This is a genomic window from Synechococcus sp. KORDI-52, from assembly GCF_000737595.1.
Taxonomy (GTDB): Bacteria; Cyanobacteriota; Cyanobacteriia; order PCC-6307; family Cyanobiaceae; genus Parasynechococcus.
In genome coordinates this window covers 1,258,834-1,273,095 of sequence record NZ_CP006271.1, presented here as the reverse complement: position 1 = coordinate 1,273,095, position 14,262 = coordinate 1,258,834, and the positions used below count along the sequence as shown (strand labels likewise).

General features: G+C 61.0%; 14 protein-coding genes and 1 tRNA gene. 11 read left to right on the top strand and 4 right to left on the bottom strand.

From position 1 onward, the window contains the following. Positions 1-49: 49 nt before the first annotated feature. Positions 50-262 carry a hypothetical protein gene (locus KR52_RS06395; RefSeq protein ID WP_038553824.1) on the top strand — a complete coding sequence of 71 codons (213 nt, stop codon included), beginning with the start codon at positions 50-52 and terminating at the stop codon, positions 260-262. On the opposite strand, the gene pepN is transcribed toward KR52_RS06395, so the two are convergent. The 3 genes from pepN to KR52_RS06380 form a co-directional block, all read right to left on the bottom strand. Then, complete coding sequence (gene pepN, locus KR52_RS06390; protein ID WP_038553822.1) at positions 252-2,855, bottom strand: aminopeptidase N; 2,604 nt, start codon at positions 2,853-2,855, stop codon at positions 252-254. The two genes, KR52_RS06395 and pepN, sit on opposite strands and share 11 nt — an antisense overlap. 193 nt (positions 2,856-3,048) lie before the next feature. Beyond that, positions 3,049-3,459, bottom strand: coding sequence for a hypothetical protein (locus KR52_RS06385; protein WP_038556959.1), 411 nt, complete (start codon positions 3,457-3,459; stop codon positions 3,049-3,051). Between the two features lie 133 nt (positions 3,460-3,592). Then, positions 3,593-4,177: a hypothetical protein gene (locus tag KR52_RS06380; protein WP_051834290.1), complete on the bottom strand. Its 585-nt coding sequence runs from the start codon at positions 4,175-4,177 to the stop codon at positions 3,593-3,595. A 108-nt stretch (positions 4,178-4,285) separates the two neighbouring features. Here KR52_RS06380 and KR52_RS06375 point away from each other — a divergent pair, with 108 nt between their 5' ends. After that, positions 4,286-5,437 carry a histidine kinase gene (locus tag KR52_RS06375; RefSeq protein WP_038553820.1) on the top strand — a complete coding sequence of 384 codons (1,152 nt, stop codon included), beginning with the start codon at positions 4,286-4,288 and terminating at the stop codon, positions 5,435-5,437. A gap of 47 nt (positions 5,438-5,484) precedes the next feature. After that, positions 5,485-5,557 (top strand) — tRNA-Glu (locus KR52_RS06370). Between the two features lie 169 nt (positions 5,558-5,726). Here KR52_RS06370 and KR52_RS06365 read toward each other — a convergent pair. Next, positions 5,727-6,248 carry an SRPBCC family protein gene (locus tag KR52_RS06365; RefSeq protein WP_038553817.1) on the bottom strand — a complete coding sequence of 174 codons (522 nt, stop codon included), beginning with the start codon at positions 6,246-6,248 and terminating at the stop codon, positions 5,727-5,729. Positions 6,249-6,409: 161 nt separating this feature from the next. Here KR52_RS06365 and KR52_RS06360 point away from each other — a divergent pair, with 161 nt between their 5' ends. The 8 genes from KR52_RS06360 to KR52_RS06325 all read left to right on the top strand — a co-directional run bounded on the left by KR52_RS06360 (position 6,410) and on the right by KR52_RS06325 (position 14,261). Beyond that, entirely contained in the window at positions 6,410-7,600 is a 1,191-nt protein-coding gene (locus KR52_RS06360; RefSeq protein ID WP_038553815.1) for an FAD-binding oxidoreductase, read from the top strand. A 168-nt stretch (positions 7,601-7,768) separates the two neighbouring features. Then, positions 7,769-9,292: a glucose-6-phosphate dehydrogenase gene (gene zwf, locus KR52_RS06355; RefSeq protein ID WP_038553813.1), complete on the top strand. Its 1,524-nt coding sequence runs from the start codon at positions 7,769-7,771 to the stop codon at positions 9,290-9,292. Between the two features lie 70 nt (positions 9,293-9,362). Next, the gene (locus tag KR52_RS06350; RefSeq protein ID WP_038553811.1) at positions 9,363-10,649 is read left to right on the top strand and encodes a glucose-6-phosphate dehydrogenase assembly protein OpcA; all 1,287 of its coding nucleotides are present in this window, start codon (positions 9,363-9,365) and stop codon (positions 10,647-10,649) included. Positions 10,650-10,663: 14 nt separating this feature from the next. Beyond that, entirely contained in the window at positions 10,664-12,091 is a 1,428-nt protein-coding gene (locus tag KR52_RS06345) for a cobyrinate a,c-diamide synthase (RefSeq protein WP_038553810.1), read from the top strand. After that, positions 12,019-12,339, top strand: a complete 321-nt coding sequence (locus KR52_RS06340) for an acylphosphatase (RefSeq protein ID WP_371257705.1) — start codon at positions 12,019-12,021, stop codon at positions 12,337-12,339. The genes KR52_RS06345 and KR52_RS06340 overlap by 73 nt, the downstream gene beginning before the upstream one ends. Positions 12,340-12,424: 85 nt before the next feature. After that, positions 12,425-12,799 (top strand): hypothetical protein, encoded by a 375-nt coding sequence (locus KR52_RS06335; RefSeq protein ID WP_038553808.1) that lies wholly within the window; start codon positions 12,425-12,427, stop codon positions 12,797-12,799. Between the two features lie 187 nt (positions 12,800-12,986). Beyond that, positions 12,987-13,574 carry a histidine phosphatase family protein gene (locus KR52_RS06330; RefSeq protein ID WP_038553806.1) on the top strand — a complete coding sequence of 196 codons (588 nt, stop codon included), beginning with the start codon at positions 12,987-12,989 and terminating at the stop codon, positions 13,572-13,574. Next, positions 13,575-14,261, top strand: a complete 687-nt coding sequence (locus tag KR52_RS06325) for a GAP family protein (protein WP_038553804.1) — start codon at positions 13,575-13,577, stop codon at positions 14,259-14,261. It abuts the gene before it with no gap. Position 14,262 lies beyond the last annotated feature (1 nt).

The window sequence follows — 14,262 nt, the reverse complement described above, 5'->3', positions numbered from 1 at the left end:
TGCCACTGACGAACGCCAGGCAAGCTGGTGTGACGACGAATCAGAGACATTGGCCGTCACCGTCTGCCAGCACTGCGGAAGCCGTCGGTTCCGCGCCGACCGATCCATGGGCGGTCGGCTGGTCTGTCAGGACTGCGGCACTCCTGCCGGAAGCCGAGCCGGACGGGCAGCGTCGCCACGGAGCGGTCGGCGCAGCAACGGAAAGCGCTGGCTGGTGATCTTGCTGATCGCGGTGATCGTGCTGGTGGTGGTCACGTCGTGAGCAGCTGCACCACCTCGGCCGTGTTCGTCGACAAGGGCTTGGCGGCCAACTGGTTGATGGCCTGACGCATGACCGTTTGCCGCTCGGGGCCGTAACTGGCGCAGCGGCTGAACACCTTGGCCATCCGTGATGCAGTGATCGGATTGCGGGCATCGACCGCTGCAATCTGCTCCGCCATGAACCGGTAACCACTGCCATCGGCGGCATGAAATGCCTGAACATTGGCGGTGAATCCACCGAGAACAGCGCGCAGGGAATTGGGTGCCAGGGGATCGAAGCGTGGGTGGTCCAACAGCTGTTGAACCCGCTCCAGGGCGTTGGATCTGGGGGCTGATGCCTCCATCGCAAACCAGGCATCCAGGATCACGGGCTTGTCTTGCCAACGCTCATAAAAAAGCGCCATTGCCTGCTCACGCTCAGCGCTCTCCTGCGGCAGCAAGGCCCGCAGGGCTCCCCGCGCCAGGGTCATCGAGGGACCGGAAACAGCAGCCAACGCATCCGCTTTCACCGTGGAATCGCCCGCTGCGGCAAGCCAGCGCCAGGCCAAGGCCGTCAGGGCACGGCCGCCCTGGCCAGCCGGCCAGGCCAGGGTCCAGTCCGCCCGGGCCAGCTCCAGGAGTCGTCGCAAGGACGACTGCAATTGAACGCCCAGCTCCTGGGTCCACGCCCGGAAGGCTTGATCCAGCGCCGGCGGATCCACCGGAGATTGCAACGCCTCCAGTTCCGCCATTCCCGGCAGCGCCAGCAGCGCCGCCAGGCCCATGCCATCACCACCGTCGTAAGCGCAGATCCGCTGATCGAGGGCCTGAATCAGTGCCGCCTCCACCGCAGGCTTCGGCTGGTGTTCAGCCCGCGCCAACAACACCTGGCGTGCCAGGCACTGGGCCGCATCCCAGCGGCAGAAGGAGTCATCGTCGGAAGCCAACAGCTGCAGGCACTCCTCCAGCGGCTGCTCGAGACGCACGTGCACCGGCGCCGAGAAGCGGCGCAGCACCGAAAGGGCAGGAGGGGTTTCACCGGGCTGACCCTGCAGGGTGATGCTGGCGCGCTCAGCCTCCATCACCAGCAGCTGCTCGTCACCAACACGGCCTTGTTCACCCACCAGGGCCATGGCAACCGGCAGCACCAGGGGCTGTTTGTCAGCTTGTCCCGGCGTCGGAGGCGTCACCTGGTGCAAGTCGACCGTCAGCTGACCCGATTCAGGGTTCCACTGACGTTCAATGCTGAGTTCCGGAGTTCCTGCCTGGTGATACCAGCGCTTGAAGCGTTCCAGATCAAAGCCAAGGAGCTCGCCCTGACTGGTGGCACCATCGGCAATCGCCTGAACGAAGTCCTCCGTTGTGGCGGCCGTGCCATCGAAACGTTGCACGTACACCTCCATTCCCTTCATGAACCGCTCCGGTCCAACCAGGGTGTGCAACATGCGGATCAACTCTGCACCTTTTTCATAGATGGTTGTTGTGTAGAAGTTATCGATCGCCTGGTATTCCGCTGGCTTAACTGGGTGAGCTGTAGGGCCAGCATCCTCACGGAATTGGGTGTTGCGCAACATCGCAACATCCTCAATGCGTTTGACCGCTTTGGAATGCAGATCTGCGGTGAAGCATTGATCACGGAAAACCGTCAGGCCCTCTTTGAGCGAAAGCTGGAACCAATCCCGGCAGGTGATGCGATTTCCGCTCCAGTTGTGAAAGTATTCATGAGCAATCACACTTTCGATGCGTTCAAGTTCAGCATCGGTAGCTGTTTCCGCATCAGCAAGAACAAGCTTTGAGTTGAAAATATTCAGACTCTTGTTCTCCATTGCGCCCATGTTGAAGTGACGGACGGCGACGATGTTGTATTCATCAAGATCGTATTCAAGGTTATAAACCGATTCATCCCATTGCATGGATCGCTTCAACGAGGCCATGGCGTGGGCCGTGAAGGATTCATCCCCCTCCTCCACATGCAAGCGCAGGGTGACCTGCCGGCCCGATGCCGTTGTGTAGTGATCACGAATTTCCCTGAGGTCTCCAGCCACCAGTGCAAACAGATAAGAGGGCTTGGGGAAGGGGTCATCCCACGTGACCGCATGACGATCAGCGCCAACGGATTCCTCCTGAACCGCATTGCCATTGCTCAGCAGCACAGGGCAGCTGCTGCGGCTGGCTTCAATACGCACCTGCCAGCGGCTCAGCACATCCGGACGATCGGGGTGAAGGCTGATGCGCCGGAACCCCTCGGCCTCGCACTGGGTGCTCAGCAGACCACCACTGGCATACAGGCCTTCGAGTGAACTGTTGGAGTAGGGATCCAGGCGGCAACGGGTCTCGAGCACAAACGGCTGACCCGGCACCTTGGGGATGGTCAGACGTCCGTCGGTGAAGCTGTAATCCTCGGGCTGCAACGGCTCCTGGTCGATCTCCAGGGATTCGATCGCCAAATCGACACCGCAAAGCTCCAGAGGCTCACCAGGCCGACGCGGTTCAAGGCTCAGCCTGGAGGCAACGACGACATGGTCGTCCTGAATGGTCACGTCCAGGGCGATGGTGGGGAGCTCAAAAGCCCATGGCGTGTAGTCCGCCAGACGAATCGAAGCAGCTGCAGCCATGACCTAACCAGGCAAGGATCGAATGATCTTGACGGACGAAGCTCAAAACCGGGACGTTTCAGCCAAGGTGCCGCTCATCACAAGGTGCCAGCCGTCAGGCAGCCAATTGAATCAGAGCAGAGAAACAGACTCCAAAAAAAAAGTCTGACCTTAATCGGCCAGACGTTTTGAACTCACAAGGACTGAAGTGAACCTATTTCTTCGTGGATTTCAATGAAGCAGCCGCCTTCTCGAAGCGTTCTTTTTCTGCAGCGGGGACTGATTTGGGGCAGAACTTCAAAGCGCCGCCAACAATCATGAAACCAGCATTGTTGAGAAACTGTTTCTCAGGAAGAGGTGTCGAGGAACCGGGAAGAAGACCTCCGTGCTTGCCGTAGATCACGTGCAACTGACCAGCGAGAGCCACCGCCAGAGACTTGCTGAAATCGATCGACTGGGCTCTTGCCTCGCAGAATGTGGCGATCGACATCACCCCATAGGTGTTGACCTCCATGGGCGTTGCAGGAGTGGGTTTGTCTGTGGAGGCCTGGGCCAGAGCCGTTGTTGGAGACAACAACGGACTTGCCATCAACAGGGCTACAGCAGCGAGCGAACGACGAATCACCGAGGTGTTCAAACAGCTTCAATTTTCGCAACTTAACGCCCCAGCCAGGTCATCACGACGCTATGGCGCGGTTGTTGAACTGGGACATTGGCAGAGCGAAACCGTTCTGCCCTCCTCGATCAAGCGTCCGGGATCAGTCCTCGATCAGAGGCAGGGGGTCAGACAATCGAATCTCATGGTGGTGTTCAACGATCGAGAGCTCGCCATTCTCCCAGCTGTAAATGGCCCGGTAGCGGTAGCGGTCCTGATCCACAAGGCGGATGTGCTCAAGGATGTCCCACTGCTGATAGTGGGATTCGAGGATGGTTTCGTGCTCATCCACTTGACGCAGCCGGGTTCGCACCGGGTCTCCCGTGAGGTATCCGCGACTTCTCTGGAGCTGATGGCCCCAGAGCGTGGCTTCCATCACCCCACTGCGCTCAAACCAGGGCTTACGTGCAAAAAATTCGTCGGAATGCTGGTCGTCCTGATCGGACCACCAGCTGAAGCGGTAGCGACTCTCGCCGGCCTCAGGTTGCGAGAAGGCCTCCATCTTCAGGTTCATGTCCAGATGAAGCACCTGGTCGTCACTGAAGGTGTACTGCCGCCGGGAACGCCACACGCCGAGATTGCGGCTGAACCAACGACGCAGGTTGCTGTCGACCTGAATCGTCGGCTGGGCGGCAGCCGTACCAGGAACGGTCAGAGGAACACGGTTTTGCCCGGAAAAGAGCGACATAGACCGCGTCGATGACGCAACGGAGTGTTCTTGATCGTCTTAGCGCTGATGGCGATCCAGTCAAAAACCCATAAGGTAAGTGTCGGTTTTTGCTGTCTTGAAGTCCGCGTGGTCAAGGACGTTTCCAAGACACGTCAACCCTTGAAGCTGTTGCTTGTGGCAGCGCGACATCACCTCTCAGGCCAGGACCTCCGCACCCTGGTGCAGTTCTTGGAACGGGAAGACCTGGGCTTCGACGTCACCCTCCAGGTGGCCGACCCCTCGCAACAACCAGAGCTTCTGGAACTTCATCGCCTTGTGGTGACGCCTGCACTGATCAAACTGGCGCCCCACCCGAAACAGGTGTTTGCCGGAAGCAACATCCTGCAGCAACTGAAGGGTTGGGTGCCGCGCTGGAAACAGGATGGGGTGGTGAGCGGCCTTGGCCTCAGCCTCAGACCAACGGAACTTGACGGAAGTCGCACCCAGAAGGAACTCCAATTGGAGGATCAACTGCTGGTGCTGCGGCAGGAGAACGAGACCCTGATCGATCGCGTCAGTGCCCAGGAACGACTGTTGCGCATGGTGGCCCATGAACTGCGAACACCGCTGACAGCGGCGGCCTTGGCCCTGCAAAGCCAGAAGCTGGGTCAGATCGACATGGATCGCTTTCAGGATGTGATCACCCGCCGCCTGCAAGAGATGGAGGCGCTCTCGAAGGATTTGCTGGAGGTGGGAACCACCCGGTGGGAAACCCTGTTCAACCCCCAGCGGCTTGACCTGGCCAGCGTTTCAGCCGAAGTGATCCTCGAGCTCGAAAAATTGTGGCTGGGCCGCAACGTCGAAATCAAGACCGACATTCCCGCTGACCTACCCAAGGTGTTCGCCGACCAACGCCGCATGCGTCAGGTGATGCTGAATCTTCTGGAAAACGCCCTGAAGTACACCGGCGATGGCGGCCACATCTCTCTCACCATGCTGCACCGCACCAGCCAGCGGGTGGAGGTGAGTGTTTGTGACAGCGGTCCCGGCATTCCGGAACAGGAACAGCAGCGAATTTTTATGGATCGGGTGCGCCTGCCTCAAACCTCCGACCAAACCACCGGGTACGGCGTGGGGCTAGCGGTCTGCCGCCGCATCGTCGAAGTGCACGGCGGCAAGATCTGGGTGGTCTCAGACCCTGGAGAGGGTGCCTGCTTCACCTTCACAGTGCCGATCTGGCAGGGGCAAGGCATCGAATGGGGCCAAGCTGTCTTGACGGAGGGTCCGACCAAGCCCTAGTGTTCACAAGTGATCAGGAGCACAGATCGCTCGCTGGTTACGGCCTCGCCCCCATCGTCTAGAGGCCTAGGACACCTCCCTTTCACGGAGGCGACAGGGGTTCGAATCCCCTTGGGGGTATGACGTTATCGCCAAGCTTTTTGGCGATAAATCGAATACTTAATTGGTTGTTTTGCTGTTTTTTCAGGCCTGAGACCGTCCAGATCGCTGGGACATGCTGTGTCGTCACTCCTGAAATTAGGTCCAATCGGATCCAGGCCGAGATCCAACTCCCAGCCGAACCTCTCAATCAGCTGTTTCTGCGGTGGGCTTCCTGCACAACAGCATTGAGATTGCTGGAGAGGTCGTCCCGCAGCCGCTCCTCGATCAGACCGATCGGCATGCCAAGACAGCCTTGGACCGTCAGCTCATAAAGCAGTGAGCTGCCATCGGGACGCTGACGGATCTGCCAGGACCCTTCAAAACGTCGGAAATCACCTTTCATCATGCGGAACTTCAGCAGTCCGTCCTGGCGGTATTCCGTCAGCTCCAACTGAACCTGGGCCGAGAAGCGAAGCCCCAACAGCTGCTGACTGCCCACTTGTTGGAGCCGCACCGTCTGCCCCTGGCGCTGAATCAGCTCACTGGTGCTGAGGTTGGGAATGAAACGGGACAGATTCTCGTAATCCGTCAGCACATCCCAGAGCAGCTGAACAGGCAGTGGAGATTTGAGTTCAGCTGCCAGACGACGGGTCCCCTGGGGCAGCCGTTCCATGGTCTGCTCGATCGCAGTCCCTGAATTTGCGGAGGTTTGAAGCCCTCGTCCAAACATTGTCTGGGGGAAAACCAAAAGAGACGCCGAGATGAGGGGCCGAACCTGAGGATCTTAAGGAGGTTGCCCGAATCACATCAGATTCTGTTCCGAACAGCAACCTTTTTGTGTGAAATCAAAGGCCACGCCTATAGTCGCGCCACAAATAGCAGGTGATTTCTATGCGGGTGTCCAATGCAGCGACAGAGCACTGCAATGAGGCTCTGTTCACTGTCGTGGCAAGTGGTCCCCATGTCGGCTCACAACCGTCTGTGGTTCAGACCTACACCGTTGGGATGAACCAGTTTTCCGCACTTTTCAAACGATTGGGGGCCTCTGGCGCCAAAATTCTGTCTGTGAATGGTGTGGAAGTAGAGCGACACGCCTCTCCCGTTGCCACCACCCCGGCACCTGCCAAACAAACCGCCAAAAAACCCGCCAAGAAAGCCGTGACGTCAAGCGCCCCGAAGAAGAAGCCCCACGCCGACGTTCCGGTCAACACCTACAAGCCCAAAACACCGTTCATGGGCACGGTCACGGAGAACTACTCCCTGCTGAAGGACGGTGCCATCGGCCGTGTTCAGCACATCACCTTTGATCTGGCCGGCGGCGACCCGCAGCTGAAGTACATCGAAGGCCAGAGCATCGGCATCATTCCCGAAGGGGAAGATGCCAAGGGCAAACCTCACAAGCTGCGCCTGTACTCCATCGCCAGCACCCGCCACGGCGACAACCTCGAAGGCAACACTGTCTCCCTCTGCGTTCGCCAGCTCGAGTACAAGAATGACGCCGGTGAGCAGATCTACGGCGTCTGCTCCACCTACCTCTGCGACATCGAACCCGGCACCAAGGTGAAGATCACCGGTCCGGTCGGTAAGGAGATGCTTCTCCCTGACGACGAAGACGCCAACATCATCATGCTGGCGACGGGCACCGGAATCGCTCCGATGCGCACCTACCTGCGTCGCATGTTCGAGCCCCGCGAACAGGAGGCCAACGGCTGGACATTCCGCGGCAAAGCCTGGCTGTTCATGGGCGCACCCAAAACCGCCAACCTGCTCTACGACGATGACTTCCTCCACTACGAGAAGGAGTACCCCGACAACTTCCGCTACACCAAGGCGATCAGCCGGGAACAACAGAACGCCAAGGGCGGCCGGATGTACATCCAGGACCGCGTTTTAGAGCACGCTGAAGAGATCTTCGCAATGATCGAAGACCCCAAAACCCATGTGTACATGTGCGGTCTGCGCGGGATGGAGCCAGGCATCGACGAGGCCATGACCGCCGCCGCGGCCGCCAAGGGGCTCGATTGGGCCGAACTGCGTCCCCAGCTCAAAAAAGCTGACCGCTGGCACGTTGAAACCTATTGATCGATCAAGCGCTGATCTATCAGCCATCGATCGTTTCCAGTCCACCCCTAGGGGTGGACTTTTTTTTGGGTTAGCAACAAACGCTGACACCAACACGGAAACAAAGTGGCGAGTCCATGTCTGTTGCCGGTTCCGTGCCTAAACCAGCGTCAGAAGCCTGGACGCTCCATGGTTGCCACGATGACGAACCCCCTCAGGGTTGGACTGCGTCAGGAGCGCGTGATCGCGCCGCAGTGTCTGGTGATCTTCGGCGCCAGCGGTGATCTGACCCACCGCAAATTGGTGCCAGCCCTGTTTGAACTGTTCAAGCAACGGCGTCTCCCCAGTGAGTTCGCCCTGCTGGGCTGTGCGCGACGGCCGTGGAGTGACGAGGAGTTCCGCGGAAAGATGGCGGAGGCACTGGCCAGCACGATCGAGGACGATCCCCAGGCCTGGGACCAGTTCGTCGGCAAACTCTTCTACGAACCGGTCGACCTTCAACAACCCCAAGATGTGGTGCGGCTGGGCGGTCGGCTGGAGCAGATCGATCAACAGTGCGCCACCCGCGGCAACCGCACCTTTTATCTCTCCGTCTCCCCCAAGTTCTATGGCAGTGGTTGCCGCTCCCTCGCCGACGCGGGCCTGTTGAAGGATCCCAAACGCAGCCGGGTGGTGATCGAGAAACCCTTCGGACGCGATTACGGCAGTGCCCAGGCCCTCAATCGAGTGGTTCAGGCCTGCGGTCAGGAGAACCAGATCTTTCGCATCGACCATTACCTGGGCAAGGAAACCGTCCAGAACATCATGGTTCTGCGATTTGCCAACACCATCTTCGAGCCGATCTGGAATCGCAATTACATCTCCAGTGTTCAGATCACCGCCGCGGAAACCGTCGGAGTTGAGGAACGCGCCGGGTACTACGAATCGGCCGGTGCCCTGAGGGACATGGTGCAGAACCACCTGACCCAGATGCTGGCGATCACCGCCATGGAACCACCCGGGCGCTTTGATCCGGAAGCCATCCGCAACGAAAAAGCCAAGGTGCTACAGGCCGCGCGCCTGGCCGATGAACTCGAACCCTGGAACTGCTGCATCCGCGGCCAGTACGGACCCGGGGGGTCAACGGATTCGCCCCTGGCCGGTTACCGACACGAACCCGGCGTGGACCCCAACAGCACCACCGAGACCTACGTGGCGATGAAACTGTTCATCGACAACTGGCGCTGGCAGGGGGTTCCGTTCTATGTGCGCACCGGCAAACGACTGGCCAAGCGCACGAGCGAGGTGGTGCTCACCTTCCGTGAAGCACCGGTCCATCTGTTTGACGCGGCCACCGGTGGCCCCACCGCCAATCAGCTGATCCTGCGCATCCAGCCGGATGAAGGGGCGGAATTCCGCTTTGAGGTGAAGTCACCCGGATCTGGCATGCGGAGCCGCCCCATCGACATGGAGTTCTCCTACGACGAATCCTTCGGGGAACCCTCCGATGAAGGCTATGTGCGGCTCCTGGCTGACGCCATGCTCAGTGATCCCACCCTGTTCACCCGCAGCGATGAAGTGGAAGCCGCCTGGCGGCTTTACACCCCGCTGCTGGAACTGATTGAAGACAGCCCCTGGCAGCTGCCGGTTCATCCCTACGAATCCCGCACCTGGGGGCCTGCCGCAGCGGATGCCCTGTTGGCGAAAGACGGATTGCTCTGGCGACGCCCCTGATCGCGCCACTTCTTAAGGCCCTGGTTCTCCGCTCTCCACTGTTCACGGCACTCCTGACAGCACCGTCACCATGTCCCCTCAGCTCACCCTGCAAACCCCGCTGGAACTTGCACCTGCGGAAGTCCCCCATTACCTCGAACAGCTCTGGTCCCCCGAGCAGCAGGGCAGCACGGGCACCGGGGCCAACACCTTCTGTCTGCTGATCTGGCAACCCGCCTGGGCCGAGCAGCACTTGATCCGCAGTGGTCGTCTGCCTGGGCCCATCACCGGACAGCAGTCCGACCCGTTGATCGCTGCGGGGCGCCAAGCGGCGCAGGATGCCGACCTTCCCCTGAGCACGCCGCCCCTGGATCCAGCCGTCGTCAAGGCGGTGGCTGATTTTGAGGGGCAGGCCAGCGCCGAAGACCTGCGTGGGCAGTACATCGATCCGGCCCTGAGTGCGCTGATGCCTCGGCGCCTGATCACCCTGGCGCCCACCATCGATGCGGCGCAGCCCCTGGAAACACTCGTGGCCGCCTACTGCCCGCTGCCTGAAGAAGGGGGTGGTACTGCCGCTTGCGGCGATGTGGTGGTTCTGCGGGGCGGCCATGGTGCCCTGCATGAGGGCCTTTCGATTCTCGACCCCCTGCTGCCGGAGTCGATGCCGGCCTGGGTCTGGTGGAACGGCTGCATCGACGAATCACCGGAGCTGATGCAACGGCTCACCAGCGCACCCCGGCGCCTGATCATCGACACCGCTTTGGGGGATCCCCATCAGTGCCTTGAGCTGCTGCGTCGCCGCGTGGAGAGCGGCCAGGCGGTGAACGATCTCAACTGGCTTCGCCTGCGCAGCTGGCGCGAGACCCTCGCCATGGTGTTCGACCCGCCGCAACGGCGTGATGCCCTCAGCCACATCACCCGTCTGGACATCGATGTTGAGGGCCATCACCCCGCCCAGGGGATGCTGCTGGCCGCCTGGATCGCCGATCGACTGGGCTGGAACCTGGTGTCATCCACGGCAATCGAGGAGGGCACCTCCGCCCTGTTCCAGCGGTCCGATGGCACGGAGGTGAGCTTCCAACTGATGGCTGTGCCGACAGGACAGCCCAACGTGCACGCCGGCCAGATGGTGGGGCTTCGGCTGATCGCTGAACCGGAGAACGGGCAGGGCGTGTGTGTGATTCTCTGCGCTGAATCCGGGGGCTGCATGCGTTTGGAAGGGGGCGGCATGGCCAACCTCGAGCTGCATGAAGAGGTGGTGCCCGTGCAGCACGACACCCCTGAAATGGATGTAGCCCGCCTGCTGGGCGGCGGTCACGACAGCACCAACCCCCTGCTGGCCGCTGCGGCTCCGCTGGCTGCCAGGCTGCTCGGCTGAGCCGCGTCTGACCCATGGCCGCCGTCATCGCTGCACCCGCCAGTGGCAGCGGCAAAACCCTGCTGAGCCTGGCGCTGTTGAGCTGGGCGCAGCAGCAGGGCCGGCGGGTCCAGGCCTTCAAGGTGGGCCCCGACTACCTCGATGCCCAGCTGCTCAGCCAGGCCTCCGGCCAGGCCTGCCGCAATCTCGATCTCAATCTCTGCGGGGAAACCTGGGTTCATCAGGCCTTTCACGGTTATGGAGGAGCCTCTGAGCTCACCCTCGTGGAGGGAGTGATGGGGCTGTTCGACGGCATCGGCAGCAGCACAACCGGAAGCACCGCTGAGGTGGCCCGCCTGCTGGATCTGCCGGTGGTGCTGGTGTTGGATGCCGGCGGTCAGGCTGCCTCCCTCGGCGCCCTCGTGCGGGGATTCCGTGATCACGATCCCCAGCTGCAGATCGCTGGCGTGGTGCTCAACAAAGTCAGCAGCCCCAGGCACCGGGAGCTGCTCGCCGAAGTGCTGGAGCGCCTGGAGGTGCCATTGCTGGGCTGCCTGCCCCGCAGCGAAGCCCTGGCCCTGCCGGGCCGGCATCTCGGCCTTGCCCCGGCCCATGAATTGGATGCGCCCGAACAACGGCGCCAGGCCTGGGCCGCTCTGGCCAGCCAGCACCTGAACCTGGAACGCCTGGAACCCCTACTGCGAGCACCCCACCCCAGGCCGCACCCCCTGGCCGACATCCCTTTGCAACAGGAACAGCCCCTGCCGGTGGCACTGGCGAGTGATGCCGCCTTTCATTTCCGCTACCAGGAAACCAGCGAACTGCTCGAGCGGATGGGTATGCCCCTGCTCCACTGGAGTCCGCTGGCCGATGAGAGCATCCCTAACGAAGCCAAAGGGCTGATCCTGCCGGGCGGTTTCCCCGAGCAGCACGCCGCCCAGCTCAGCGGCTGTGAGCGAAGCCTGAGTTCTCTGCGTGCGTTCGTGCAACAGCGGCCGCTCTACGCCGAATGCGGAGGGATGTTGATGCTGGGAGAAAAGCTGACCGACCTCGATGGGAGCAGTCACAGCATGGCGGGCTTGCTGCCCTTCACAGCCCAGCGCGGCCCGCTACAGGTGGGTTACCGCCGCCTGCAGGCGCGGCGGAACAGCCCTGTGGTGGTGAGCGGTCAGCAGCTGGTGGGCCATGAATTTCACCGTTGGGAGCTGCACACCAACCGGCCGTCCTCCGACAGGTCAGTGCTGTGGGACATTGAGGGATGGAAAGTCCATCGACATTCGGAAGGATGGGTCGATCAGACGGTTCACGCGAGCTGGGTTCACCTGCACTGGGCAAGCTCTACGACGATCTGCTCCCGATGGCGCGCCGCGCTCGAAGCCGGGGAGAGACGATTGCCAAACGCTTCGTCAGCCGCCAGTCACCCCAAAGGATCCAAGCCTTCGTCGAACGCTGGCGCTGGCTGATTGAAGGCCGCGTTCAGCGGGTGGGGTTCCGCGCCAGCTGCAATCGGCGAGCCCTGGATCTCGGCATCAGCGGCTGGGTGCGCAACCTGAGTGACGGCCGTGTGGAAGTGCAGGCCGAAGGTCCACCACTGGCCCTGTCTGAACTGCGGGCCTGGTGTGAAGTCGGGCCGCCGGGCGCCAGGGTGGTTCGGGTGACCCCCAGCCAGCTCCCCGTCACGGGCGACGACTGGTTCGAAGTGCGCTACTGAGACCCACAGGCGAAAAGATTGGGAAGAAGGGTTCCATGCCCTGCTGATCTCGCTACGGCTGAAGCAGGACCTTCGCGCCTGTCGCATGCTCCGCTTCGGATTTGTCCTGCTGCTCACCGCGCTGCCCCTGCTGGGCATGGAGGCGACGAGCACACGACAGGAAACCACGAAGCAGGTGTTCGATTCGCCATCAGAAGCCCTTGACGCCTGTCAAAGCTGGCGGCAAAGGGAAGGGCAATTTTCTGCACTAATTCCTGCTGCTGCACCGGTGTCAACACAAGCGCGGCTTGTGCAAACCGACATCCGCAGCTGCGAAGCCGATCTGGACCACGCACTGGTGCTGGGGCGCCGCTACAGCGTGGTGGCTGATGTGCACTACGACAAAACGTTGCGGTCACTGCATCGCCCGATCAATCGCACCTTTCCGTATCTGCTGCCAGAGGGCAAAACTGACGGCTGAATACAGCGGCATTTCTTGAACAATTTCCTCAACACCAAAGACAAAGCCTTCTGGCGCGCCCTTCTCGGCGTCGTGAGTCTGGGAATGAGTATCGGCCTGGCTGCCCTGATCCTGAAGTTGTGATGCAGGTTGCTGACTCGTCAGCCAACCCACCCCACGCTGTGGTGGTCGTCGTCATCACAGGCAGATGTCACGCCAGCTCTGGTTGTTGCGCCACGGAGCAACGGAGTGGGCTCTCGACGGTCGGCACACCGGCATCACGGATTTACCGTTGCTGCCTGAGGGTGAAGCTGAGGCCCGTGCCCTCGCCGAGGTTCTCGGTCAACAGCACTTCGCAGCAGTGTTCAGCTCTCCCCTCCAACGAGCAAGACGTACCTGTGAACTGGCTGGTCTTGGCGAACAGATGCAGATCAATGAAGACATTGTCGAATGGAACTATGGGGATTACGAAGGAATCACAACCTCAACGATTCGAGAAACCGTTCCAAAGTGGACGGTGTGGAGCCATGGCTGTCCCAACGGAGAGGACGCACAACAGGTTGAGGTTCGCTGCGTCAGAGCGATCAACACAGCACTCGCTGTTCTAGAAGCAGGGGATGTTGCCTTGTTCGCCCACGGCCACATCCTTAGAGCCCTCGCCGGAACTTGGCTGGGTCTGGGAGCCTGCGGCGGCCAGCTCCTGCCCCTCGGAACAGCCACCGTGAGCATCCTGGGATGGGAACGGGACATCCGAGCCATTCAGCGCTGGAATGCCCCTGCAAAACGTGTCGCCTGAATGGCAGAACCCAGGATCTGGACAGAACTGCTGACCTACGGGCTGGGGATAGCGCTCTCGCCCATCCATCTCGTGCTTCTGCTTTTGCTGTTGCTGGGTGCGTCACCCCTGCGGCGCGGAGGCTTGTTTGTGGGCGGTTGGTTGCTGACCAGTGCCCTAGTGGTGATCGCTCTCCTGACCCTGGGCCATGGACTGCTGCTGGACATGAGCCAGGGATCCGACCACCGCACCGGGCTGGACCTGATCGGCGGCGGAGCCTTGATCGCCCTGGGCGGGCGTGAACTGATCCGAGGGGTGCTGAATGGCGGAGAGGCTCCAGCCTGGAGCGGCGCCGTGGATCGTTTCGCAGCGATGCCACTCCCCTTGCTGTTGCTGATCAGCAGTGTCACCGAGGTCATCAGTCCCGACGACATCCTGCTGTTCGCCAAGAGTGCAGCTGTGATCCTTGCCGCGCAATTGCCATTGCAGGCGGAAATTGCCTGGAGCGCCGGATTCAGCGCCGCCACCAGTGTGCTGCTTCTGATTCCGTTTCTGGCTGTTTTGATCGGACGTCAGCGGGTACTTCCCCTTCTGCAAAGCGGCAAAATCGCCCTGCTTCGCCGGGGGGAACTGGTGGTAGGAAGCCTCAGTGTCGGGCTCGGGTCTTATCTGGGTTGGCAAGGCATCAGCGGTCTGATGATCAACTGAT

Coding starts and splice junctions, on each gene's coding strand:
- KR52_RS06360 (WP_038553815.1), top strand. CDS start 6,410: ATGCGGGTGTCCAATGCAGCGACAGAGCACTGCAATGAGGCTCTGTTC.
- KR52_RS06345 (WP_038553810.1), top strand. CDS start 10,664: ATGGCCGCCGTCATCGCTGCACCCGCCAGTGGCAGCGGCAAAACCCTG.
- KR52_RS06325 (WP_038553804.1), top strand. CDS start 13,575: ATGGCAGAACCCAGGATCTGGACAGAACTGCTGACCTACGGGCTGGGG.
- pepN (WP_038553822.1), bottom strand. CDS start 2,855: ATGGCTGCAGCTGCTTCGATTCGTCTGGCGGACTACACGCCATGGGCT.
- KR52_RS06335 (WP_038553808.1), top strand. CDS start 12,425: ATGCTCCGCTTCGGATTTGTCCTGCTGCTCACCGCGCTGCCCCTGCTG.
- KR52_RS06365 (WP_038553817.1), bottom strand. CDS start 6,248: ATGTTTGGACGAGGGCTTCAAACCTCCGCAAATTCAGGGACTGCGATC.
- KR52_RS06380 (WP_051834290.1), bottom strand. CDS start 4,177: ATGTCGCTCTTTTCCGGGCAAAACCGTGTTCCTCTGACCGTTCCTGGT.
- KR52_RS06350 (WP_038553811.1), top strand. CDS start 9,363: ATGTCCCCTCAGCTCACCCTGCAAACCCCGCTGGAACTTGCACCTGCG.
- zwf (WP_038553813.1), top strand. CDS start 7,769: ATGGTTGCCACGATGACGAACCCCCTCAGGGTTGGACTGCGTCAGGAG.
- KR52_RS06330 (WP_038553806.1), top strand. CDS start 12,987: ATGTCACGCCAGCTCTGGTTGTTGCGCCACGGAGCAACGGAGTGGGCT.